The organism is Streptosporangium sp. NPDC051022 (assembly GCF_040683035.1).
Lineage (GTDB): Bacteria > Actinomycetota > Actinomycetes > Streptosporangiales > Streptosporangiaceae > Streptosporangium.
The window spans coordinates 177,356-200,032 of the sequence record NZ_JBFBCF010000015.1 but is presented as its reverse complement, the minus strand read 5'-3'; the positions used below and the strand labels follow the sequence as shown (position 1 = coordinate 200,032).

General features: G+C 71.9%; 25 protein-coding genes. 7 read left to right on the top strand and 18 right to left on the bottom strand.

The window, feature by feature from the left end; all coding sequences use genetic code 11:
* The first annotated feature begins 44 nt into the window (after positions 1–44).
* A complete protein-coding gene (gene rfbC, locus AB0N02_RS24580) occupies positions 45–650 on the top strand; it encodes a dTDP-4-dehydrorhamnose 3,5-epimerase (protein WP_363950688.1) in 606 nt (201 codons plus the stop codon).
* A gap of 42 nt (positions 651–692) precedes the next feature.
* On the opposite strand, the gene rfbD is transcribed toward rfbC, so the two are convergent.
* The 7 genes from rfbD to AB0N02_RS24545 all read right to left on the bottom strand — a co-directional run bounded on the left by rfbD (position 693) and on the right by AB0N02_RS24545 (position 7,352).
* On the bottom strand, positions 693–1,544 hold the full coding sequence (rfbD, locus tag AB0N02_RS24575) for a dTDP-4-dehydrorhamnose reductase (protein ID WP_363950685.1): 852 nt from the start codon (positions 1,542–1,544) through the stop codon (positions 693–695).
* Positions 1,541–2,578: a dTDP-glucose 4,6-dehydratase gene (gene rfbB / locus AB0N02_RS24570; RefSeq protein WP_363950682.1), complete on the bottom strand. Its 1,038-nt coding sequence runs from the start codon at positions 2,576–2,578 to the stop codon at positions 1,541–1,543. The genes rfbD and rfbB overlap by 4 nt, the downstream gene beginning before the upstream one ends.
* Positions 2,575–3,642: a glucose-1-phosphate thymidylyltransferase gene (locus AB0N02_RS24565; RefSeq protein WP_363950679.1), complete on the bottom strand. Its 1,068-nt coding sequence runs from the start codon at positions 3,640–3,642 to the stop codon at positions 2,575–2,577. The genes rfbB and AB0N02_RS24565 overlap by 4 nt, the downstream gene beginning before the upstream one ends.
* Before the next feature lie 2 nt (positions 3,643–3,644).
* Complete coding sequence (locus AB0N02_RS24560; protein ID WP_363950677.1) at positions 3,645–5,099, bottom strand: sugar transferase; 1,455 nt, start codon at positions 5,097–5,099, stop codon at positions 3,645–3,647.
* A gap of 254 nt (positions 5,100–5,353) precedes the next feature.
* Positions 5,354–5,704, bottom strand: a complete 351-nt coding sequence (locus AB0N02_RS24555; RefSeq protein WP_363950674.1) for a hypothetical protein — start codon at positions 5,702–5,704, stop codon at positions 5,354–5,356.
* 176 nt (positions 5,705–5,880) lie between these two features.
* The gene (locus tag AB0N02_RS24550; protein ID WP_363950671.1) at positions 5,881–6,501 is read right to left on the bottom strand and encodes a GntR family transcriptional regulator; all 621 of its coding nucleotides are present in this window, start codon (positions 6,499–6,501) and stop codon (positions 5,881–5,883) included.
* Positions 6,498–7,352, bottom strand: coding sequence for an EamA family transporter (locus tag AB0N02_RS24545; protein ID WP_363950668.1), 855 nt, complete (start codon positions 7,350–7,352; stop codon positions 6,498–6,500). Before AB0N02_RS24545 ends, AB0N02_RS24550 begins: the two co-directional genes overlap by 4 nt.
* A gap of 101 nt (positions 7,353–7,453) precedes the next feature.
* On the opposite strand from AB0N02_RS24545, the gene AB0N02_RS24540 reads away from it, so the two are divergent.
* On the top strand, positions 7,454–7,993 hold the full coding sequence (locus tag AB0N02_RS24540) for a ribonuclease domain-containing protein (RefSeq protein ID WP_363950665.1): 540 nt from the start codon (positions 7,454–7,456) through the stop codon (positions 7,991–7,993).
* Positions 7,994–7,999: 6 nt separating this feature from the next.
* Positions 8,000–8,578: a barstar family protein gene (locus AB0N02_RS24535; RefSeq protein WP_363950663.1), complete on the top strand. Its 579-nt coding sequence runs from the start codon at positions 8,000–8,002 to the stop codon at positions 8,576–8,578.
* Here the strand turns inward: AB0N02_RS24535 and AB0N02_RS24530 are convergent.
* A complete protein-coding gene (locus tag AB0N02_RS24530; protein ID WP_363950661.1) occupies positions 8,488–8,865 on the bottom strand; it encodes a hypothetical protein in 378 nt (125 codons plus the stop codon). The two genes, AB0N02_RS24535 and AB0N02_RS24530, sit on opposite strands and share 91 nt — an antisense overlap.
* Before the next feature lie 445 nt (positions 8,866–9,310).
* The gene (locus AB0N02_RS24525; protein ID WP_363950658.1) at positions 9,311–9,802 is read right to left on the bottom strand and encodes a GNAT family N-acetyltransferase; all 492 of its coding nucleotides are present in this window, start codon (positions 9,800–9,802) and stop codon (positions 9,311–9,313) included.
* Positions 9,803–9,988: 186 nt separating this feature from the next.
* On the opposite strand from AB0N02_RS24525, the gene AB0N02_RS24520 reads away from it, so the two are divergent.
* A complete protein-coding gene (locus AB0N02_RS24520) occupies positions 9,989–10,315 on the top strand; it encodes a hypothetical protein (protein ID WP_363950656.1) in 327 nt (108 codons plus the stop codon).
* 127 nt (positions 10,316–10,442) lie between these two features.
* Here AB0N02_RS24520 and AB0N02_RS24515 read toward each other — a convergent pair whose 3' ends face one another.
* The 5 genes from AB0N02_RS24515 to AB0N02_RS24495 all read right to left on the bottom strand — a co-directional run bounded on the left by AB0N02_RS24515 (position 10,443) and on the right by AB0N02_RS24495 (position 16,091).
* The gene (locus tag AB0N02_RS24515) at positions 10,443–11,873 is read right to left on the bottom strand and encodes a DJ-1/PfpI family protein (RefSeq protein ID WP_363950653.1); all 1,431 of its coding nucleotides are present in this window, start codon (positions 11,871–11,873) and stop codon (positions 10,443–10,445) included.
* Positions 11,874–12,154: 281 nt separating this feature from the next.
* Complete coding sequence (locus tag AB0N02_RS24510; protein WP_363950650.1) at positions 12,155–13,126, bottom strand: GlxA family transcriptional regulator; 972 nt, start codon at positions 13,124–13,126, stop codon at positions 12,155–12,157.
* A 169-nt stretch (positions 13,127–13,295) separates the two neighbouring features.
* Positions 13,296–13,883 carry a TetR family transcriptional regulator gene (locus AB0N02_RS24505; protein ID WP_363950647.1) on the bottom strand — a complete coding sequence of 196 codons (588 nt, stop codon included), beginning with the start codon at positions 13,881–13,883 and terminating at the stop codon, positions 13,296–13,298.
* A gap of 55 nt (positions 13,884–13,938) precedes the next feature.
* Complete coding sequence (locus AB0N02_RS24500; protein WP_363950645.1) at positions 13,939–15,363, bottom strand: HAMP domain-containing sensor histidine kinase; 1,425 nt, start codon at positions 15,361–15,363, stop codon at positions 13,939–13,941.
* Positions 15,360–16,091 carry a response regulator transcription factor gene (locus AB0N02_RS24495; RefSeq protein WP_363950642.1) on the bottom strand — a complete coding sequence of 244 codons (732 nt, stop codon included), beginning with the start codon at positions 16,089–16,091 and terminating at the stop codon, positions 15,360–15,362. Before AB0N02_RS24495 ends, AB0N02_RS24500 begins: the two co-directional genes overlap by 4 nt.
* Positions 16,092–16,245: 154 nt before the next feature.
* Between AB0N02_RS24495 and AB0N02_RS24490 the strand changes: the two genes are divergently transcribed.
* The 3 genes from AB0N02_RS24490 (at position 16,246) to AB0N02_RS24480 (ending at position 19,315) form a co-directional block, all read left to right on the top strand.
* Positions 16,246–17,673 carry a ferredoxin reductase family protein gene (locus tag AB0N02_RS24490; RefSeq protein WP_363950639.1) on the top strand — a complete coding sequence of 476 codons (1,428 nt, stop codon included), beginning with the start codon at positions 16,246–16,248 and terminating at the stop codon, positions 17,671–17,673.
* Between the two features lie 9 nt (positions 17,674–17,682).
* Entirely contained in the window at positions 17,683–18,270 is a 588-nt protein-coding gene (locus AB0N02_RS24485; protein WP_363950637.1) for an FMN-binding protein, read from the top strand.
* A 259-nt stretch (positions 18,271–18,529) separates the two neighbouring features.
* Entirely contained in the window at positions 18,530–19,315 is a 786-nt protein-coding gene (locus tag AB0N02_RS24480) for an FAD:protein FMN transferase (RefSeq protein ID WP_363950634.1), read from the top strand.
* 9 nt (positions 19,316–19,324) lie between these two features.
* On the opposite strand, the gene AB0N02_RS24475 is transcribed toward AB0N02_RS24480, so the two are convergent.
* The 4 genes from AB0N02_RS24475 to AB0N02_RS24460 form a co-directional block, all read right to left on the bottom strand.
* Positions 19,325–19,858, bottom strand: a complete 534-nt coding sequence (locus AB0N02_RS24475) for a hypothetical protein (RefSeq protein ID WP_363950631.1) — start codon at positions 19,856–19,858, stop codon at positions 19,325–19,327.
* An 88-nt stretch (positions 19,859–19,946) separates the two neighbouring features.
* On the bottom strand, positions 19,947–20,255 hold the full coding sequence (locus AB0N02_RS24470; RefSeq protein WP_363950629.1) for a transcriptional regulator: 309 nt from the start codon (positions 20,253–20,255) through the stop codon (positions 19,947–19,949).
* The gene (locus tag AB0N02_RS24465) at positions 20,252–20,728 is read right to left on the bottom strand and encodes a hypothetical protein (RefSeq protein WP_363950626.1); all 477 of its coding nucleotides are present in this window, start codon (positions 20,726–20,728) and stop codon (positions 20,252–20,254) included. Before AB0N02_RS24465 ends, AB0N02_RS24470 begins: the two co-directional genes overlap by 4 nt.
* A gap of 227 nt (positions 20,729–20,955) precedes the next feature.
* Positions 20,956–22,605, bottom strand: a complete 1,650-nt coding sequence (locus AB0N02_RS24460) for a hypothetical protein (RefSeq protein WP_363950623.1) — start codon at positions 22,603–22,605, stop codon at positions 20,956–20,958.
* Between the last annotated feature and the right edge of the window lie 72 nt (positions 22,606–22,677).

Sequence of the window (22,677 nt, the reverse complement as noted above, 5' to 3'; positions counted from 1 at the left end):
GGTCCGGGGGTGTTACAGCCCCTCGCTGTGTCATGCTTCGGCCCATGGAACCCCTCAGCATCGACGGAACCTGGTGCCATACGCCGCGCGTCCACACCGACCAGCGCGGCGCCTTCCTGGAGAGCTACCGTGCCGCCGACCTGCAGGAATCCCTCGGCCATCGGATGGATCTCGCCCAGGTCAACTGCTCGGTCTCCCGCCGGGGCGTCCTGCGCGGCATCCACTTCGCGGACGTGCCGCCGGGCCAGGCCAAGTATGTGACGTGTGTCTCCGGGGCCGTCCTCGACGTCGTCGTGGACATCCGGGTGGGCTCGCCCACGTTCGGCCGCTGGGAGGCGGTGCGCCTGGACGACGAGTCCCGCCGCGGCCTCTACGTCGCCGAGGGAATCGGCCACGCGTTCATGGCGCTCAGCGAGCAGGCCACGATCGTCTACCTGTGCTCCCAGCCGTACGCCCCCGGGCGCGAGCACGAGGTCCACCCCCTCGACCCGGCCATCGGCATCGACTGGCCCGCCGACGTGGAGCCGATCCTGTCGGACAAGGACGCCGCCGCCCCGACCCTCAAGGAGGCCCTGGAGGCGGGCCTGCTGCCCGACTACGACAAGTGCCTGTCCCACTACGACGCCCTCACCGCACGCACCGCCCCCTGACGCACGGCGGCGCCCAAGCCCGCGCCGCCGCGGGCGTCGCCGTCAACGGAGCACATCGGATTCCCGCAGCGCCTCTCGCCAGTCCCGCATCGGCGGCAGCCCCGCCCGGTTCCAGCGGTCGTGCCCGAGCACGCTGTAGGCCGGGCGCGGCGCCGGGCGCGGGAACTCCTTCGAGGAGACCGGGTTGATCCGGCCCGGGTCCGCGCCGACCAGCGTGAAGATCTCTCTCGCGAAGTCGTACCAGCTCGCCCGGCCCGAACCGGTCGCGTGGTAGACCCCGGCCTCGGGGGCCGCCCGCGCGAGCTCCACGATCCAGCCGGCCAGGTCACCGGCCCAGGTGGGCTGGCCGTGCTGGTCGTCGACGACGTCCAGGGCCGGCCTGGACTTCTCCAGGCCGGCGATGGTGGCGACGAAGTTCCGGCCGGCCGCGCCGTACAGCCAGGCGGTCCGCACCACGTAACCGGTCTCCGGCAGCACCTCCAGCACGGCCTGCTCACCGGCGAGCTTGGTGCGCCCGTAGGCGTTGATCGGCGAGGTCGGCGCGTCCTCGCGGTAGGGGTCCAGCGAGGTCCCGTCGAAGACGTAGTCGGTCGAGGGCTGGATCAGCCGCGCGCCGGCGCGCTCGCACGCCTCGGCCAGCGCCCGCACCCCGTGCCCGTTGACGGCGAGCGCCTCCTCCTCGTGCGTCTCGGCGTCGTCGACCGCCGTCCAGGCCGCGCAGTTCACCACGACGTCCGGCCCGCACTCCGCCACCGCGTCGCGTACGGCCCGCCCGTCACGGAGGTCGAGGTCGTCCCTGCGCAGCCCGACGACCTGTTCCCCCTCGGCCCGCAGGCGGCCCAGCACCTCGGCCGCGAGCATGCCGGAGGCGCCGGTGACCAGCCACCGGCTCATCCGTTCTCACCGGCCGGTTCGCCGGGCTCGGCCGCCTCGGCCCCGTCCCGCCCCTCGCCCGTGCCGTGCCCGCCCGCTCCCGGGGGCCCGCCGCGCTCGCCCAGGGCGGCCTTCCACCAGTCCGGGTTGTCGACGTACCAGCGGACCGTGGCGGCCAGGCCTCGCTCGAACGGCACCGAGGGACGGTAGCCGAGGGCGCGCAGCCGGGAGTCGTCCAGGGAGTAGCGGCGGTCGTGTCCCTTGCGGTCCTCGACGTACTCGACCATGTCCCAGCTCGCGTCGCAGGCCTCCAGCAGCCGCGCGGTGAGCTCGGTGTTGGTCAGCTCGGCCGTACCGGCGATGTGGTACACCTCGCCCGGCTCGCCCCGCTCCGCGACGAGCCGGATGCCCGCGCAGTGGTCGGCGACGTGGATCCAGTCCCTGATGTTGCCGCCGTCGCCGTAGAGCGGGACCTTGCGCCCCTGGAGCAGGTTGGTGACGAAGAGGGGGACCACCTTCTCCGGATACTGGTAGGGGCCGTAGTTGTTGCCGCAGCGGGTGATCGACACCGGCAGGCCGTGGGTGACCGCGTAGGCGCGGGCGATCATGTCCCCGCCCGCCTTGGACGCCGAGTACGGCGAGCGCGGGCGCAGCGGCGCGTCCTCGTTCCACGAGCCGATGTCGATCGACCCGTAGACCTCGTCGGTCGAGACCTGGACCACCCGCGGCGTGCCCGCCTCCAGGCACGCCTGCATCAGGGTCTGGGTGCCGAGCACGTTGGTCCGGACGAACTCCCCGGCCCCCTCGATGGACCGGTCCACGTGGGATTCCGCCGCGAAGTTGACGACGACGTCGTGACCGGGAACCACCTCGGCCAGGAGTTCGGCGTCGCAGACGTCGCCGAGCACGAACTCGTGCGCCGAGCCCTCCAGGTTCGCCGGATTGCCGGCGTAGGTGAGCTTGTCGAGAACCGTCACCGCGATGCCGTCCGCGCTGAGCGTGCGGACGTAGTGGGAGCCGATGAACCCGGCCCCGCCGACGACCAAGACCTTCATGAGCTGATCTGCACCTTGCTGTGATCGCCCAGCACGAGGCGGTGGGCTCTGGGGGTGTTGGGGGCGGGGGTGACCTCGACGTCGTGGCCGATGAGCGAGGCCTCGATCCGTGACACCCCGGAGATCGAGGCCCTGGGCAGCACGATCGAGTACTCGATCTCGCTGGTGTCGACCACGCAGTCGGCCGCGATGGAGGTGAAGGGGCCGATGTAGCTGTCGACGATCCGCGCTCCCGCACCGATGATCGCCGGGCCGACGATGCGGGACCGCTCGACCACTCCGCCGGCCTCGACGACCACCCGGCCGATCAGCTCGCTGGCGTCGTCGACCCGGCCGTCGAGGCGGCCGTCCAGGGACTCCAGCACCAGCCGGTTGACCTCGAGCATGTCGGTGACGTTGCCGGTGTCCTTCCAGTAGCCGGAGATGGTGGTCGACTCGATCCGGTGTCCACGCTCGATCAGCCACTGGATCGCGTCGGTGATCTCCAGCTCGCCCCGCCACGACGGCTTGAGCTCGGCCACGGCCTGGTGGATGGCGGGGGTGAACAGGTAGACGCCGACGAGTGCGAGGTCGCTCTTGGGGACGGACGGCTTCTCCTCGAGCCCGACCACCCGCCCGTCGGCGTCGAGCTCGGCGACGCCGAACTGCCGGGGGTCGCCGACCTGGGTGAGCATGATCTGCGCGGCGGGCCGGTCACGGGCGAAGCGGCCCACGATGCCGTCGATGCCGCCGACGATGAAGTTGTCGCCGAGATACATGACGAAGTCGTCGTCGCCCAGGTAGTCGCGGGCGATCAGCACCGCGTGGGCGAGCCCGAGCGGGGCCTGCTGCCGCAGGTAGGTCACCTGCAGGCCGAGCGCGGAGCCGTCACCGACGGCCGCCTCGATCTCGGCCTGCGTCTCGCCGACGACGATCCCTATATCGCGGATCCCCGCGGCGGCGATGGCCTCCAGGCCGTAGAAGAGCACCGGCTTGTTGGCGACGGGAACGAGTTGTTTGGCCGAAGTGTGGGTGATCGGCCGGAGCCGGGTGCCCGACCCCCCGGCGAGCACGAGAGCTTTCACGGCTAGTAGGCCCCTTCTCCACCGGTGACGGCGCTCCAGGTCTTCCACAGGATCTGCAGGTCCAGAAAGAGCGACCAGTTCTCGACGTAGCGCAGGTCCAGGCGGACCGACTCCTCCCAGCTCAGGTCGGAGCGTCCGCTGACCTGCCACAGGCCGGTCATGCCCGGCTTGACGACCAGGCGGCGGCGCACGTCGGCGCCGTACTGCTCGACCTCGTCGGGCAGCGGCGGGCGTGGCCCGACGAGCGACATCTCCCCTCGGATCACGTTGAGCAACTGCGGCAACTCGTCCAGGGAGTAGCGGCGCAGGAAGGCTCCCACGCGGGTGATACGTGGATCGTTCCTCATCTTGAACAGCACGCCGTCGAACTCGTTCTGCTGCTGAAGTGCGATTTTGAGCCGTTCCGCGTCGTTGACCATGGTGCGGAACTTCACGACCTCGAACTCCCTGCCGCCCCTGCCCACCCGGGTCTGGCGGAACAGCGCGGGCCCCGGGCTGGTCACGCGGATCAGCACGCTGATGACCAACATGGGTACGGCCAGCAGAAGCAGGGCCATGCTCGCGCCGACCCGGTCGAACAGGCTCTTGGCGAGCTGCTTGGCACCGTCGAACTCGGGGTGCTCCACGTGGAGCAGGGGCATCCCCGCCACCGGGCGGATGCTGATGCGCGGGCCGGCCACGTCCATGAGCGCGGGCGCCACGAACAGGTCGGTACGCGCGTCCTCCAGTCCCCAGGCGATCCGGCGCAGTGCCACGCCGTCCAGCTCGGGGCAGGCCAGAATGGCCACGGCGTCCGCGTCGACCTTGGCGACCACCGCGGCGACGTCGCTGAAGCTCCCCAGCACCGGGATCCCGTCGACGTCCATGGAATCCGGCCCGGAAGGCAAACAGGCGGCGGCGACGGTCATGCCGTGGTGGGGCTGCCTGCGCAGCTGCATCACCAGATCGAGCACCGACTCGCGGTGCCCGACGGCGACGACCTGGCGCATGTACTCCCCCAGGGAGCGGCGCCGGTGCAGCCGTTTGCGCATCCGGTACCGGAAGATGATCGTGAGCACCAGGGCGAGGGGGAGCATCGCCATCACAAAGCTACGAGCGATCAGCGTTTGTGTGGCATAAGCCCCAATTGCGACAGCGGCCGTCAAACCCACCCCGCCATCGAAAACCGCCCGAAACTCCTCCGTTCCCTCGCCGTGCGCACGCTTGCGGTAAGCGCCCCCGACCGCCAGGAACAGCGGCCACGCCAGGGCTAGCCCCAGGCCGAACAGCGCCTCCGTCCTGGGGATGAAGGCACCGAACCAGAGCCGGACCCCCAGAACCGCCTCACACGCGACGACGGCGCACGCGAGATCTCCGGCCAGAAGGATCCGGGCGTACGACCGTGTCCAAATACTTGGAGCGGTCCGTGCCGAATCATCGAGGAGCGCAGCGGCGGGCTCCTCTGTCCCCACTCTCATACCCCACCCCACCCAGATGCCCCATCGTTACCAGGTAACGGGACGCGCATCTCATTTCATTGGTTGACAGCTTTCCCGAATGCACCAGGCGCGTGGATACCCATGGAAATCCTAGTGATCAACTTTCCACAGGGGAATACCGACCAACTGTCCACTACTGGCCTAATAGGTACAGAGAGAGCATCTTGACGGAACGGTCCAAAGGTGTAGGTTCGACCGTCCTGTCGACCCGGTCCGCGTCCGGACCAAGCCCATCAGTCGTACTCGAAATCGGGCAGCGGGGACGGCGGATCCGGGCTGCGCCAGACGACGACGTAGCCGTCGCCGACGGTCTCGACCGCCTCGCCGAGCCGGTCCACGTCGAAATCCGGCAGGTAGCGGAGCCGGGCGAGGAAGGTGGTGTCGGTCGCCGACTCGGGCACCACACAGACCTCACCGACTCGGTCGAGCAGGATGTACAGGATGTCTGAGTCCGTATCACCCACCACCCGCACCTCGACGACGTCCTCCCACGCGAGGGCGTCGACGCTGCCGTCCGCGTAGTGGCGGGTCACGCCTTCTTCGGTGACGTACACGTAGGAGTCCGGCACTGAATTGCCGTGCATGGCCGCGATTGTGACGACATCAGGGCATCGCGTGCAAGAGAAGTGCGTAAGTCGGCACCCGGCGCATACTTTCGGTCATCCCTCACCGGGTCCATGACGTCACACGAACAGCCCATGTATCCGTGAAAAACCAAACGGCGACGGACAGTCACCCCTCCCCGAGGGACGGAAGGGCCCTACTCGCCCCAGCCGTGGTCGAGGTGCGCGGCCACGGCCCGCCTGGCGGCCTCCCCGGGGCCCTCGCCGATCGCGTCGAGCAGGTCCCGGTGCTCGGCCACCAGCACCTCCCTGTCGGTGTAGACGGCGCGCAGCCGCACCAGGCCGAGCCGCGTCTCGGCGGCCAGCGCGGAGTAGAGCCGCTCAAGGCGGGGACTCCCGACCGCCACGATCAGTGCCTGGTGCAGCGCCATGTGCTCGGCCACCACGTCGGCCCAGGGGGCGTCGCCCGGCAGCGCGGCCATCCGCGCCAGCGCCAGGTCGGCCCCCTCGACCCGCCGCCCGGCGAGCGTGGTGGCCATCAGGTCCTCCAGGGGGCGCCTGACGAACATCAGGTCCTCCAGGTCGGCCACGGTCACCTCGGCCACCTGGGCGCTGCGGTGGCGTTCGCGCCTGAGCAGCCCCTCGTGGACGAGCACGGCCAGCGCCTCCCTGACGGTCGGGCGGGCCACCCCGTACAGGGCCGACAGTTCCTGTTCCGGCAGCGCGGTGCCCGGGGCCATCTCGCCGGAGAGCACCCGCGTGCGCAGGGCGTCGGCGAGGGCGGAGACGGCGGAGACGGGACGGAGCGGGATGGTCACGCCGACGACCCTAACGCCGCCGCCCGGCGGTCCGGCAGGGCCACCACGACCAGGCTCGCGCCGAGCAGCACCAGCCCGCAGGCCGAGACGAGGGTGAGCCGTTCGCCGAGCACCACGACACCCAGCAGGGCGGCGACCGCGGGCTCGGCCAGCGCGAGGGTCGCCGCGGTCGCGACGGGGGTGGTGCGCAGGCCCCTGCCGTACAGGACGTAGGCCAGCGCGGTGGTCACGCAGCCGAGGTAGACCGCGGTGAGCAGGCCGCGCGGTTCGGTGAGCCAGGCGGTGCCCGTCCACAGCAGGACGGGGAACATCACGACGGCGGCCCCGCCGAACATCGCGGCCATCACCCCGTCGGACGGGGCTCCCGCGCCGATCACCCGGGCGGCCGTCACCGCGTAGAACGCGTAGAGCAGACCGCCGAACAGCGCGATCAGGACGCCGTCCAGCCGCACCTGGCCTCCCCCGCCGGTCAGTACGGCACAGCCCGCGACGGCCACCGCGGTCGCCCCCGCCCAGCGCCGGGTCGGCGGCCTGCGGTCGAGCAGCCAGGACAGCAGCCCGGTGAAGACGGGACCGCTGCCGATGGCGACCACGGTGCCGACGGCCACCCCCGTCCGGCTGACCGCCGCGAAGAAACAGAGCTGGTAGGCGGCCACGGCGACCGCGGCCAGCGGAAGCGGGCTCCGGCGGGGCAGCAGGGGCAGGACCCGCCGGGCGGCGACCACGAGCACGAGGCCGCCGAGCACCAGACGGGCTGCCGCCAGGGAGATCGGATCGACCCCGGCGGCGAGCAGTCCGGCGGTGCCCGCGGTGCCCCAGAGCACGGCGGCTCCGATGACGGCGAACTTCATGCCCACATTGTCTGACAACTAGACAATGCCTGTCCAATCCTTGCCGTTGATCACACACACCCGATCGTTTTTCCTGGTTCGCCCCCGGGTAACTTGGCCAGGTGACGCATCGGGGAATCGCCGCTTTTCTGTCTGCTCTGCTACTGCCCGCCGCGCTGCTGCTGTCCGGGTGCGCACCCGCCGACCAAGCCGCGAGCGCCCGCACCTCGTCCACGACGACCGCGGGACCAGGCGTCACCGGCCGTGCCTCGCCGTCCGCAGGGGCCGGCACCGGCAGCGACACCGGCAGCGACACCGGCAGCGACACCGGCGGCGACACCGACGCTCCCCGGCCCGCCCCGGCGAAGACCGGGACACTGCCGGTAAGGGCGTTGTCCGCGCTGCCCCCCGAGGCCGCCGCCACCTGGCGACTCATCCTCAGCGGCGGCCCGTTCCCCTACCCGCGCGACGGCGTGGTCTTCCAGAACCGGGAGCGTCGCCTGCCGATCAGGAACCGGGGTTACTACCACGAGTACACCGTCCCCACCCCGGGCAGCCACGACCGGGGAGCGCGGCGGCTGATCAGCGGCGGCGGGACCGAGGAGATCTACTACACCGGCGACCACTACCGGTCCTTCGTCGCCGTCGACGTGCGGAGGTGATCGGCGGTGCCCAGGGGAACGTTCGAAGAAGGGCCGCACGCCGGGGAAACCCTGCGGGCACTGGAGGCCACTGCAGGGGCCGGAGGGGCCACGGGGGCCACGGGAACCGCGGGGGTCTCCGGGGGCACGACGCCCGGGGAGGGCACGCGGAGCGCGGAGCTCTCGGAGACCGTGCTCGGGGCGGCGAAGGCCGAGGACGCGCCGGAGACCACCGAGGCGGTGCGGGTCGTGGGAGCCGCGGGCACCACCGCGGCCGCGGAAACCGGCGGGGCCCCGCGGAGCGGGACCTTCGTCCACCGGATCGACGGCTCGGAGATCACCACCTCCGCCGAGGCCATGTCCGCGATCGCCGCGGCGCTGTCGTTTCCCGACTACTTCGGGCACAACCTCGACGCGCTCTACGACTGCCTGACCGACCTGGCCTGGCTGCCCGCCGGAGAGCACGTGCTGGTCTGGTCACGCTCGGGGATACTGCGGACCACCGACCGCGCGGCCTACGAGGCGATCCGGACCGTGCTCACCGACGCCGTCGCCGACGACACCGCGGGAGAGGCGTTCCTGTCGGTCCTGCTCCCCGGCGAGTGAGCGGTCCTCCTGCCGACCGCCTGGGCCGTCGCGACACAGTGCGCGCAGAAGACCCCGTTTCGCCCTGAATCGCAGGTGCAGTACCAGCGCAGGGCTCCGTCGACGACCTGGAACTGCACGCAGGCGGCCGCGTCGTCCACCTCGGCGGTGACCTGAAGCCGGCTGAAGCGGACCACCTGCACCGCGTCGGCCCTCTCCAGTTCCCCGCCGCGGGCCAGTGCCGCCTGTGTCGCGAGGCCGGCCTCCGGCCGGATCAGTCCCTCGATGTCCGTGACGATGTCCACCATGGCTCGTCTCCCCCTCTCACCAATGGGGACGCGTTCCGGGCGGTACGGGTTCCCACTCATAGCGAAACTCCACATTTCACTGAATACGAACCACTCACGCCTCTGATCGCCGCCCCTTTGTCCCTGGGGCTTCATCGCTTTCAACCAGAGGTGTTCGGAGTGCACGGGCGTTGCGGATGGCCCTGAACGCCGAACGCGGGGCGAATTTGCCACCCCTTGCCGCCGTCCTCTTCCTCGCTTGAAGAAATATGAGCTTTGGCCACTCTACCGTCAGGAAAAACGGGAAACCCCGGGGGGTCGGGATGGCTCGCGAAGACCCGTTCTTTCCCAAGGACTACCGGACCGCGATCGAATGACGGCCGCGTGACGACCGGGCGACCGGCGGACGACGACCGGACGACGACCCCGTCGCCTCCCGCCACGCGGGCGGGCGGCCGGTCGACGGTCAGTCGGTGGCCAGACGGGCGTGCCGCTCCACGTCGTACCGGACGCCGCCGTACCTCAGCTTGGCCCGCTCGACCCCCTCGAGCAGGAAGCCCGCCCTGGTCGCCACCGCGCAGGAGGCCGTGTTGTTCAGCCGGTGTCCCAGTTCGAGGCGGAACAGCCCCCGCTCCCTGAAAGCCCAGTCCGCCAGCTTCAGGACCGCCGCCACGGCCACCCCCCGCCCCCTGGCGTGCGCCGCCGTCCAGTAGGACACCCAGCCGGTGTCGTGCGAGTCGATGTTGCTCACCGCGACGTTCCCCACGACCTGGCCGCCGACCACGACCGCGAAGGCCTGGGCGTCGTCCCGGAAACCCCACATCCCCATCCACTCCAGCGCCGCCCTGGGCGTGTCGATCGGCCGCGCGGCCTGCTCCGCCATGTCCGGCGACCCGAACGCGTCGATCACGACCCCGGCGTCGTCGGGCCGCCAGCCACGCAGTTTCACTTCAATCATGCGGGCAGAGTATTTCCTGGTGGAAAGCCGGAAAAGCCCGGCGGCCCAGGGAGGACACCCCGGGGACGCGAAGGCCCTGCGGGGGCCGGCGGCGGGCGGTACCGCGTGCCCCGGAAGCTGCCGTAAGCCCTCATATCCCACCGAAGTTCCCAGATAGTTCCACGAACGTGTGGGCACTCAGGCTGTATGAGTGACGAGTCTGAGAGCCACGGATCCCGTGAGGGCGGCGCCGAGGACAAGCCTCTTGGGCGGCCCAGGACGATGGGGGAGATAGCCGTGAACCTGGCGGTGAGCGAGGCACTCGCCAATCACGGCCACCACGCCCTGGTCGACGCGCACGAGTCCGCGGCGACCAACCACGAGCTCATGGCCAGGGCCGGGGTGGGAGATGTGGACGAGCACCTCGACCTGGCCCGGTGGCATCGCTGGTGCGCGATCGTGGAGGACCAGCTGGCCGACGAGGCCGACCGCCGGACCCCCGCCAGACGGGACACCGGCCCCCGGAAGGACTGACCGCCCTTTCGGCCTCCGGACCGCGCGTCCCCGGCCTTGCCGCCATCGGCGGCGACATCGGGCGGGACAAGGTCGTCGGTCGCGAAGGATCCCGAGCCCGATGACCTGATCGATGACCTGATCATGGTCATGGCGCCGCCGAGGCCGCGGCGCGACGGGTGAGCGAATGCCGTACGGCCGCGGGCAGCAGGCCCGCCCCCGCCGAGACGGCCAGGGCGGCGGCGAGGAGCGCGGTCGGCCGCCAGGGCCAGGAGGCGCCCCCCAGCACCAGGTGCCCGGCCGGATATTCGGAGAACTTGGCCGTGCTCCTGGCCGTGGCCGCGTCGGCGTCGGCGGCGAGGTCGCGGAGCACCGGGTCGAACCCGAACTCGGTGTCCCTCCGGCCGCCCCCGGGCAGGCGCGGAGTGAGGCCGCGGCTCGACGCCCAGCGCGTCAGGACCGGTCCGGCATCACTCACGCTCCGCACACCGGGGATCAGGAACCGCGCCGGATTCGGCACGGTCCCGCCCGCGGGCTCGGTGAGCAGGACCACGCCGTGCCGGGTCGTGACCGTTCCGGTCGCACCGACCGGGATCGCACGGGCGGCGAAGGAGACCCCGGAGTAGACCTCGAACGCGGCCGCGACGTCGATCTCCCCCACCCCGTCGACCAGCCCGATGCCGACCGTGGGACGCAGCCACGGGAAGGCGGCGTTCAGGACGTAGGGCAGGTCGGACGGGGCGAGGTGATTGGCGGTGATCGCGGTCGGACCGTCCGGGGTCCAGCCGGGATAGTGGAGTCCGGCGCCGATCCGCCGGGCCTCGGCGGTCCCCGCGAGCGCTTCGACCAGCCGCAGGGCCCCGACGGTACCGGAGGTGACGCCGGCGGTGGTGATGACCGCGCCGTCCTCGACGTAGCGTTGGCCACGCTCCCAGCGCGTCCTCGGATAGGCCCGCTCAAGCGAATCGAGGTTGGCCCAGAAGGAGGTCGCCCGGCGCCCGTCGAGCAGGCCGGTCTCCGCGAGGAGCTCGGCCCCCGCGCAGACCCCCAGGACGCGGGCGCCGTGCCGGAACCTGGCCGTGATCCACGCGCGCAGCGGCGCCTCGGCGCCCCCTCCCGGATCGGCGACCGCGGGCACGACCACCACGTCCGGTTCGGCGAGGGCCCCGGAGGCGATCTCGTCCAGGGTGTGGTCGGGCAGCAGGTGCAGGCCGCCGGAGAGCGCGGCCGGGATCCGCCTGGCGGCGACGGTGTAGACGGCGAACCGGTCGGATCGGGAGAAGACCTCATAGGGGGCGAGGACGTCCGCGGTGACCGAGCCGGTGCCGCCGACCACCACCGCGACGGTGATCCGACCGCCGGGGATCGGCTTGGGCCGGGGCAGGCCGGGAGACGACGGGCCCCCGAGGGGCCGGTCGAACGCGGGGTAGCTCTCGCCCATGGCGGTCGCGACGCCCGCGGCGCAGATTCCCCCCAACGTGACCAGGAACAGGACGATCCCCGGCAGGGCACGCCCAGCACGGCGCAGGAGGCTCGGCAGCACACGCGATGTGGCCGGGTGGATGCGGGCAGCGGACATAGGGCTCTCTTCTCAGACGTTCCTGGTCGAGCGGTGGCTCGGCAGGGCGAGATCGCGACGCGGCCGTACGGGCACGGCGGCGCGACGGTGTGGGACGTGGTGGGGGCGGGACACGCGGCGGTGCGGCAGAGCGAGGGGCACGGGCCGGGAAAGGTGGGGGCGACACCGGTGCCCGCCGGTCGGCGGGTCTGCCTCCCGGCCCGGGAAAAGGCCCGGGGAAGGCCGGGGGAAGGCCCGGGGAAAGGTAGGTGGAAGGTAGGGGGAACGCCGGCGTCCGCCGGTCAGCGGACGTGCTTGCGGGCCGCGGACGGCGGCATTCCGTACCTCGCGGCGAACAGCCGGCGCAGGTGCCTCGCGTCACGGAAACCGCAGCGGGCCGCCACCCCCTCCACGCCGAGGTCCGTCTCGGTCAGCAGGGTCAAGGCCCGTTCCAGGCGCAGCCGCTGCCGGTACTCCAGGGGACTCATTCCGATGGCGGCGCCGAACGCCCTGCTCAGGCCGCGCGGGGACAGATGGGCGACGGCCGCCAGTTCGGTGAGGGTGTGCGGCCTTTCCAGGTTCTGGGCGAGGTGGTCCTGCACACGGTGGACGGCCGGATGCAGGTGCGAGCGGTACTGGAGGAAGGGGCTGATCTGGGCGGCCGAGCCGTCACGACGCATGTAGACCACCAGTTCCCTGGCGACCGCGGCGGTGATCTCGGGGCCGTGGTCGCGTTCGACCAGCGACAGCGCCAGGTCGATCCCTGCCGAGATCCCGGCGCTGGTGCTCACCGGGCCGTCGTGAACGTACAACACTCCGTCCAGGACCCGGGCCGCCGGATACCGCCGCCGCATCGCCTCGACCAGTGACCAGTGCGTGGTGCACCGGCGGCCGTCCAGCAGTCCCGCCTCGCCCAGCGCCGCCGCGCCGGTGCACACCGACGCCAGCCGGGCCCCGCTCCGCCGTACGGCGCGCAGCCACTCGACGACCGCCCCCGGCACCAGCGGCGCACCGGGCCCGGGAGACCTCAGCCGAGGCCCCGGCACCAGCACCAGGTCACCGGCGCCGGTCGGCGGCAGGGCACCGAGCCCGGCCAGCCGGATCCCCTGCGCGGAGACCGCCTCCTCGGCGTCGGCCACGAACTCCAGCCGGTACCCGGCGCCCAGCCCCGCCGCCGCGTCGAAGACCTGCACGGGACCTCCGAGATCCAGCAGGTTCACCTCCGGCAGGACCAGGACGACCACCCGGCCCGTGCCGGTCTCTTCCTCACTCACGGCCATCACGCTAGATCGCCCCCGTCCGCCCTGGCGAGGGCCGTACCCACCGCGCACCGGACGGATCAGGTCAACCTCAGCCGTGGCGGACCGGGCGGTTTCGGGGCGGACACGGGTTCGGGCTTACCCGGCGACGCGCCGGAGCCCCCGAGCCGCACCGGGCTTCGCCCTACCGCTCCGGGCGGCTTTCCGGGACGAGGCGCTCGACCGCGCGCTCGACCAGGTCGTGCAGTTCCTCGTCTCCGAAGACGTCGGGCAGCGTGAGCCGCTCCACGATCAGCCAGTTCACGGCCATGTAGAGCAACTTGACCGCCGTGGCGTCGCCGGGCAGGCCGGAGCTCAGGTGGTAGTTCACGTTGGCGTCGACGTCCGCCCTGATCCGGGGGGTGAGCACGGCGCGCAGGCCGGGCCTGCGGGTCGCCTCCAGGCGCAGCTCCAGCAGGGCGAGATAGCCGGTGCGGTAGGTGGTGATCCGGCCGACCAGGTCGTGCATGAGCTGGGCCACCCGCTCGCGGTCGCGGGGGCCCTCCAGGCTCCGGGCCAGGGTCACGGCGTCCGGCTCCAGGCGCTCGTAGATGCGCGCGCCCGCCTGGGTGAGCAGGTCGTCCCGGTTGGCGAAGTAGTTGGACGCCGTACCGCCGGGCACCCCGGCCTGGACGTCCACGGCGCGGAAGGTCAGCCCGCGCGCTCCCTCGCGGGCCAGCACGTCGATGGCGGCGTCGAGCAGCGCGGCCCGTCTCGCCTGGTTCTGTCGCATCCCGATTGAGACTACTCCACCTGTAGTGCCATGACGGGTGGCACCACGGGAGACGTCACCCGGAGATGGGAAGCGTCACCCGGAAGACGGTACGGCCGGGGCGGCTCTCCACGGCCGTCGTGCCGACGTGCGCGGCGACCACGGCCTTGACGATGGCGAGCCCGAGGCCGCTGCCGCCCAGGGCGCGCGAGCGTGCCTTGTCGGCCCGGACGAACCGTTCGAAGATCTCCCCCTGGAGCTCCTCGGGGATGCCGGGCCCGTCGTCGGTCACGGTCAGCTCCGCCCTCCCGGGATCGGGAACGCGCACGGAGGCGGTGACCGTGGTGCCCGGCGGGGTGTGCGCGCGTGCGTTGCCCAGCAGGTTGACGACCACCTGGTAGAGCCGGTCCGCGTCGCCGACCAACGTGACGGGCTCCTCCGGGAGTTCCAGCCGCCAGTGGTGTCCCGGCCCGGAGACGCGCGCGTCACCGGTCGCGTCGATCACCAAGCGGGTCAGGTCCACCTGGTCGCGGGCTAGCGGCCTGCCCGCGTCGAGCCTGGCGAGCAACAGCAGGTCGTCGACGAGCGTGCCCATGCGGGAGGACTCCGCGTCGATCCGCTCCAGGGCGTGCGCCACCTCCTCCGGCACGTCGCCGGGATTGCGGCGGGCCAGTTCGACGTGAGCGCGGATGGTCGCGAGGGGGGTGCGCAGCTCGTGGCCGGCGTCGGCGGCGAAGGTCCGCATCCGCTGCTCGCTGGCGTGGCGGCGGGCGAGGGCCTCCCCCACGTGGCCGAGCATGCGGTTGAACGCCGCCCCCACCTGGCCTATCTCGGTCCGCGGGTCCTCGTCCGGCACCCGATCCGGCAGCGCCACCTCACCGCTGGAGAGCGGAAGCGTGCTGACCCGCCGGGCGGTGGCCGCCACCCGTTCCAGCGGACGCAGGGACAGCCGCACCCAGATCGCTCCGGCCACCCCGGCGACCGTCATGACGACGGCGAACACCACCGCCTCGCCGAACTGGAGGCGGTGCACCGTGGCGTTGACGCCCTCCAGCGGGAGCCCGGTGATGAGGACGTCGCCGTCGGCCCCCGTGATCGACATGACGCGGTAGTCGTCCAGCGCGGACAGCTCCACGGTGTGGCCGCATCCGTCCACCGGAACGGCGGCCAGGACGGCGGCGTCGGCGTCGGAGAGGGTGAGGCCGGTGTTGTCCACGGTGGTCGAGGCCACCACGGCGGCGTCGGTCACCCGTCCGCCCGCGAAGCGGACGCCCAGGGTGCCGACGGACTGCCCGCGGCTGTCGGCGCGCCGGGCGTTGCCCTCCCCGTGCTCCAGGCTGGCGGCGAACCTCCCGACCGTCATGGACAACTGCTGGTCCAGCCGCTCCACCATGAAGCGTTCCAGCACCAGGGAGGCGGCCACGCCGATCGTGGCGCAGGCGAACGCGAGCAGGACCAGCACGCCTGCCACCAACCGGGCGCGGAGCGTGCGCGGTCTCATGGTTTGAGGACGTATCCCACGCCCCGCACCGTATGGATCAGCGGCGGGCGTCCCGCGTCGATCTTCTTGCGCAGGTAGCTGATGTACAGCTCGACGACATGGGCCTGGCCGCCGAAGTCGTAGGACCAGACCCGTTCGAGGATCTGGGCCTTGCTGAGCACCTTGCGCGGGTTGCGCATGAGCAGGCGCAGCAGCTCGAACTCGGTCGGGGTGAGCTCCACCAGCTCGCCGCCCCGGGTCACCTCCCGCGCGTCCTCGTCCATCACCAGGTCCCCCACGACCAGCCGGGCCGCCTCCGAGGCCCTGGCGGTCCTGGCCATGCCGGAGCGGCGCAGCAGGCCGCGCAGCCGGGCGAGAACCTCGTCCAGGCTGAACGGCTTGGTCACGTAGTCGTCGCCGCCCGCGGTTATCCCGGCGATCCGGTCCTCCACGGCGTCCCTGGCGGTCAGGAACAGCACGCACACGTGCGGCGCCTCCGCGCGCAGACGGCGCAGCACCTCGATGCCGTCGATGTCGGGCAGCATGACGTCGAGAAGCACGGCGTCGGGGCGGAACTCGCGGGCCACGCTCACCGCGGCGGCGCCGTCGGCGGCGGTGCGCACCTCCCAGCCCTCGTAGCGGAGCACCGCGCCGAGCACCTCGACGAGATCGGGCTCGTCGTCGACGACGAGCACGCGGACGGGGGTGCCGTCCGGGCGGAGCAGTTCGGGGAGATCACGGGAAGTCACACGCATGGTGGTATCAGGATCCCTCCGTCCTCGATGCGGACCCTCTGAAGCACCTCTGAGAATCCTATGAACTGTCGAGGTATGCCCCTTTTCATAGGGAAACGAGAAGTTCGGCTGCCACTGTGACTCACGGATCGACGAAAGGAGACACCCCGTGAGCACCGCCCTCGCCGGCCCCGTCACCGATCGGCAGCGGGACGTCCCCCGGGGAGGCACCCGTGCCCGTCCGGCGGCCGTCCTGCCGGTCATCGCCGCGGGCGGGCTCGCCGTACTGGGTCTGTGGTGGGTGAACACGGCCGACGTCTCCGGGCCGGACGGCTGGCTGATCGGAGCCGGTCGGATCACGGGACTCCTGGCCGGGTACGCGATCGCGGTCCTGCTCGCGCTGATGGCCCGCGTCCCCGCGCTGGAGCGCGGGATCGGGGCCGACAAGCTCGCCCGCTGGCACTCCATGGGCGGGCGGTACGTCGTCGGGCTGGCCGTCGCGCACACGCTGCTGACCATCTGGGGCTACGCGGTGGCCGACGCCACCGACGTGGTGAGCGAGACGGTGACGCTGAACCTCTCCTATCCGGACGTGCTCCAGGCCACCGTGGCGGTGCTGCTCCTGGTCGGCGTCGGCGTCGTCTCGGCCCGCGCCGTCCGGCCCCGGCTGCGCTACGAGACCTGGTTCCACCTGCACTTCTACACCTATCTCGCGGCCTGGCTGGCGTTCGGGCACCAACTGTCGACCGGTAACGAGTTCGTGGGCGCCCAGGCCGCCCGGGTGGCCTGGTACGCCCTCTACCTCGGGGTCGCGGCGGTGCTCGTCTGGTACCGGTTCCTCACCCCGGTACGGCGGGCCCTCCGGCACCGGCTCAGGGTGAGCCACGTCGTGCACGAGGGACCCGGGGTCGTCTCCGTCCACATCTCGGGACGCCGCCTCGACGAGCTGGGGGCCGAACCCGGCCAGTTCTTCCGGTGGCGGTTCCTCACCCAGAGCCTGTGGTGGTCCCCCAACCCCTACTCGCTGTCCGCCGTCCCCCGGCCCGGCGAGCTGCGGATCACGGTGAAGGACCTGGGCGACCAGAGCCGCCTGCTCGCGGACCTGCGCCCCGGCACCCGGGTCGTCGCCGAGGGCCCCTACGGCGCCTTCACCTCGGGAGCCTCGGGCCGCCGCGGAGAACGCCGCAGAGAACGCCGCGGAGAACGCCGCGGAGAACGTCACGCGGGACGCAAGGTGCTGCTCATCGCGGGAGGGGTGGGGATCACCCCGCTGCGCGCGCTGTTCGAGTCGATCCCGGCCGCGCCCGGCGACCTCACCCTCCTCTACCGGGCCCGCAGCGCCGAGGACCTGGTGTTCCGGACGGAGCTGGAGGCGATCTCCGCCCGGCGGGGCGCGGCGCTGCACTACCTCGTCGGCCCCCGCAGCCGGATCGGCGACCCGTTCACCCCCGGTGCGCTCACCGGCCTGGTCCCCGGCCTGCCCGGCCACGAGGTCTACGTGTGCGGCCCCGCCGGCATGACCCGCGACGTGGTCTCCGCGCTCCGCGCGGCCGGGGTGCCGAAGCGCCGCGTCCACCACGAATCCTTCGAGTTCTGAGGAACCCGTATGCGCAGAGCGATATTCGCCGTCCTCGTCACCGCCGTCGGCCTGGTGCTGCTGCTGGGTTTCAAACCCCACGAGATCACCGCGTCGGCCGACCGCCCCTCCGCCGTCTCACAGGACGGCTCGGACCGGAACACGGGCGTCCGGGTCTCCGATGACGGCCGGGGACTCGAAGGCGGCCACGACGAGGACGGCGACGGGGACGGCTTCGGCGGTCCCCTGCCGGAGGGCGGACCGGGCGAGCGGGGCGGGCAGGTCTCGGCGAACTCGGGCACCTGGACGGGCGCGGGCGCCGCTGCGGGCGCCGCGACCGGCGAGAAGGTGGCCACCGGGAACCCGGCCGACACGCGCTGGGGCCCCGTGCAGGTGGAGCTCGTGCTCTCCGGCGGCACCGTGACCGGCATCAAGGTGCTCCAGGCCCCGGACCACAACCACCGGGACATCGCCATCAACGACCAGGCACTCCCGATCCTGAACGAGGAGGCGCTGTCGGCGCAGTCCGCCCGGATCGACACCGTCTCCGGCGCCACCTACACCAGCGAGGGATACATCCGCTCCCTGCAGAGCGCCCTCGACAAGGCCGGTCTTTGACATCCTCCCGGCCCCGAAAGGACCGGGATTCCCGGCCGAAGCCGGGTGGTTCGCGGTTCACGGCCCCGCCCAGTGGCCGGCGGGCTCCCCGCGCTGCCACCCCATGCCCTGGGGCGGTCCTGCGATGCCGGCTTGGCTATCTCCGGCCCGATCACCATGACAATCCCCGCCGAGCATGTCCGGAGAACACCATGAGGGACCGTTCCGCATTTCCTCCCCGCCCTGAAGGACGGGGCGTCCATGCTGGAGGAACGTGGTGATGCGTCACGTCGAGCACGTCATGGGCACGGTCTTCTCCTTCGACGTACGGCTTCCCTCCGGCACGGGGCGGGAGACCCTCGCCCCCGCCGACGCCGTCTCCGAGGCCGTCTCCGAGGCTGTGGCGTGGCTGCATCGCGTCGACGAGATCTTCTCGACGTACCGGCCGGACAGCCCCGTCAGCCGGCTGGGCAGGGGCGAGATCGGCCTGGCCGACTGCCCGCCGGAGATCACGCACGTCCTCGACCTGTGCGAGTCGGTGACCGAGGTCTCCGGCGGATACTTCACGGCGCGCCCCGGGGGACGACTGGACCCCTCCGGACTCGTGAAGGGCTGGGCCGTCGAGCGGGCGTCGCTCATCCTCACCCGGGCGGGAGCGGTGAACCACTGCGTGAACGGCGGCGGCGACGTCCGGCTCGCCGGATCCTCCGCCCCCGGTCACCCCTGGCGGGTCGGCGTCGCCCACCCGCTGCGGCCGGGCGGCCTGGCGGCCGTGGTCGCCGGGCGCGACCTCGCCGTGGCGACCTCGGGCACCGCCGAACGCGGGCCGCACATCCTCGACCCGCTCACCGGCCGCCCCGCCACGGAACTGGCCTCGATCACCCTGGTCGGCGAGAGCCTGACCCTGGTCGACGCGTACGCCACGGCCGCCTTCGCCATGGGGAGCGCGGCCCGCCGGTGGGTCGAACGGCTCGACGGGGTGGAGGCCTTCGCGGTCACGACCTCGGGCGCCACCTGGCACACCTCGGGGTTCCCGCACGCGCTCCCGTCCTTCCCCCGGCGGTGACGGCGCCCCTCAGCACAGATTGCTCCCGCTGGGGCCGGAGACGACCCGCACGTAGTATCCGTCGTCCGCCTTCCCCTCCGCCCCGTCCAGGCGGGACACCGAGAGATAGGCCTTCCGGTCGTTGATCACCTTGGTGAGACAGAGCCACGCCACGTCGTCCCCCTTCCGCTCCGGCGGCGGCACCGGTACCGGCCTCCAGCCGTCCCTGGCCCCCGCCTCCTGGTAGAAGGACGGCAGATCGGCGCGCGGGGCGGACAGCCGGTAGGACCGGCCGGCGTAGGAGAGCCGGTCGTCGTCGTCGCATCCCCCGTCCCGGTTCCCGTACGGCGTCGCCCCCTCCGGATGCGCGTCCAGGACGCCGAGCGTCGTGAAGGCCGTGGTGAGACGCTCGTCGTCGTCGGTGCACCGGGGGAACACTGATTCGGGCATCATCTGCGACACGGCGAGGTCCTCCAGCGCGGCCCCGCCCCTCACCACACCCACGGCGGCGGCGGTACCGGTGGCGCAGGCGACCGCGAGCAGCAGGACAACGGCACGCTTCATGATCCCGAGACTACGTCGGCGCGCGTTTCCCGGGAGGTGATACGCATGAATCACCATTTCTCCCCCGCCGGCACGGCGAGGGAGGACGTCAGCGCTCTCCGATGGTGAGACCGACCCCGGACCGGGCGATGATGGCCTGCAGTGCGGCGACGTGGGCGAGGTAGGCCCGCCGTCCCTCGGCCGAGAGCCTGAGCCAGGTCCTGGGGCGCTTGCCCACGTACCCCTTGCGGATCTCGACGTACCCGATCGCCTCCAGGGCGCTCGCGTGCTTGGACAGCACCGAGTCGCTCACCCCCACCTGGTCGCGGACGAACCCGAACTCGGCCTCCTCAGCGGCGGCCAGAACGGAGACGACCTGCAACCGGGTGGGGGCGTGGATGGCCGGATCGAGCTTCATCGGTCGCCTTCGTGGATCGCCCCGGCGATGCGCCGCGAGATCCAGCGGGCGACGAGCGGGCTGGTCGCGGTCATGAAGGCGGTCATCGCCAGGCATCCGTAGGTCCCGGCGTAGGCGACCTCTCGCGTGCCCAGGGGAAGGGCGACCAGCAGGGCGACCGCCACGCTCGCCAGGACCCAGCAGAGATAACCGGTCATGGCCGTGCGCGTGATCAGGCTGCGGTGGGCGCGCATCCGCCCGCCACGCGCGAGCCCGAACACCATCGCGACGAGCGCGGCCGTCAGCACCACGACGCCGACGCCGGTCGTCAGGGGCGGGGTTCCGGGTTCGGAGAGGAAGGAGACACCGGTGGCGAACAGGGCCACCCCGGTGACGAACCAGGTGGGGAAGAACGGTTCGGACCGGATCGCGCGGGCCTGGGTGGCGTGGATGTCCGACAGGGCACGGGCGGCATCCTCGGGTGAGACGCTCATCTGACTCCTCACTTAGGTTTCCAATCAGGAAAGTACTTTCCACTTTCCATATCGTCAAGTACTTTCCGAGAGCCCTCCTCCTCACTCCCTGCCGCAGATGAGTTCGTACGGCGGCACGCCGGGCACACGACGACCGCCCCCGTACCGGACACCCGGAAAGCCGGCCGTCGCGGGACCGCGAACCCGGCGATGACGGCCCCCGTTGGAGGGGCCCGTTACCAGGCGATTTACCAGGCGATGTCGCTCAGCAGGCGCGTGCCCTGCCACACCACGCGCCGGGGCAGGTTCGGCGTCGGATCCTCACCGGGATAGACGGGTGCCGAGGTGACCGGCTCCGGGGACGCGCGCAGGTCCACCCGGAGGAGTCCGTAGGGCGGCATGTCCTCGCACTCCGGCCGCGGTGGATTCCCGACCAGCGTGTTCATCACGTTGTCCTCCGCGACCAGCAGGTAACGGCCGGACGCGTCCAGGGTGAAGGCCACGATGGCGGTGCAGCCGGAGCCGAGTACCGTCCCGACGGGCCGCTTCGCCGGCGGTTCGAGAAGCAGGAGCTTCTGGTCCCACGCCCCCGCCATGCCCTCCAGAAGGAGGATCCGGTTCCCTCCGGGGACGGACAGCGCCCTGCCCTCCTTGAGTGCCTCCATGGTGTGGATCGTCGTGACGGCGGGCGGGTCCGCGCTGGGCCGTCGTGTGTCGAGGGCGACCAGGTGGGGTGAGCGGGCCCCCGGGGGCACCGCGCGGAACACCAGCGTGTCCGCGTCCCGCCAGTGCAGGCCGAGCCTGGCGGTGAGGAAGTCACTCGCTCCCCGCCCCTTGGGCATCGCCCATTCCCCGCGGGAGTCCACCAGCCCGACGAACGTGGCACCGACCTCCGTGGAGTCGTCCGGGGTGCCGACGACGCGGCTGTAGGCGACACGGCCCCGCGGGGAGACGGCGAGGTCCCCGACGATCCCCCGGAGGTCGCCGCCGATGCGCTCACCGGCCGCCGCGCCGTTCCCGTCCACGACGATCCGGTAGATCCGCGACGACCGTTCCCCCCGCGCCCCCTTCCCCGCGGTGGTCACCGCGGCCACGTAGCGACCCGGAACGACGTCCCTGGCGATGGCGGTGTACTGGTAGAAGACCCGGTCCGGGGCGGCGATCGGCTCCGGCTCGGCGTTTCCATCGAGTTCGAGGAGTACCAGCCTGTCGCCGGACAGCACCAGCGCGTGCCGGGGGGTGCCGTCGGCCGCCGGGCGCGGAGCCCCGGGCGGTCCGGCCGCCTGCCGTACGACCACGACCACGACCGCGACAACGGCCACGGCCACGGCCACGGCCGCCGCGACGATCGGCCGCCACCGCGGACGGGAGCGAGGGCGGGGCGCGGGAACGCGAACGCCCGCCCAGGCACCGGCCAGCAGCAGGAGCGCGGGCGCGAACGTCCAGGCCAGCCGCTCCGGCGGGATGACGTCGAAGATCGCGGGATCCACCGAGCAACCGGCGTCCTCGGGCATCAGATCCACCAGCCCCTGCGCCAGCTGAAGCAGGTGCCCCAGGACGATCAGGCCGATGCCCGCGAAGGCCGTCCACAGGTGAACGCGGGGACGCCCATCACCGCGACGGTCGATGAGCCACACGCACAACCCAAGCACGACCGGGATCGCGAGTTGCAGGAACGAGGACGCCTCCGAGATCCGCCCGGACAGCGCCCACTTCCAGTCGGGGATGGGTTCAATGCCGCCCCACGAGCAGTTGATGGTCTCGGTCAGCCCGAGTTCCGGGACGAACTCGACCAGTGCCGTCTCCGCGAGGCTCCAGACCGTCAGCGCGAGGGCCAGGCACCACCAGAAGAGGGCGTACGGCTGACGCGTCGGCGGGACGGATCCGTACGACGGCAAGCGGAGCTCCCGAAACTCTGTTCGAATGTCGTCCATGATCTTTCCGTCTCCCCTTTCGAGGCCAACCGCGGA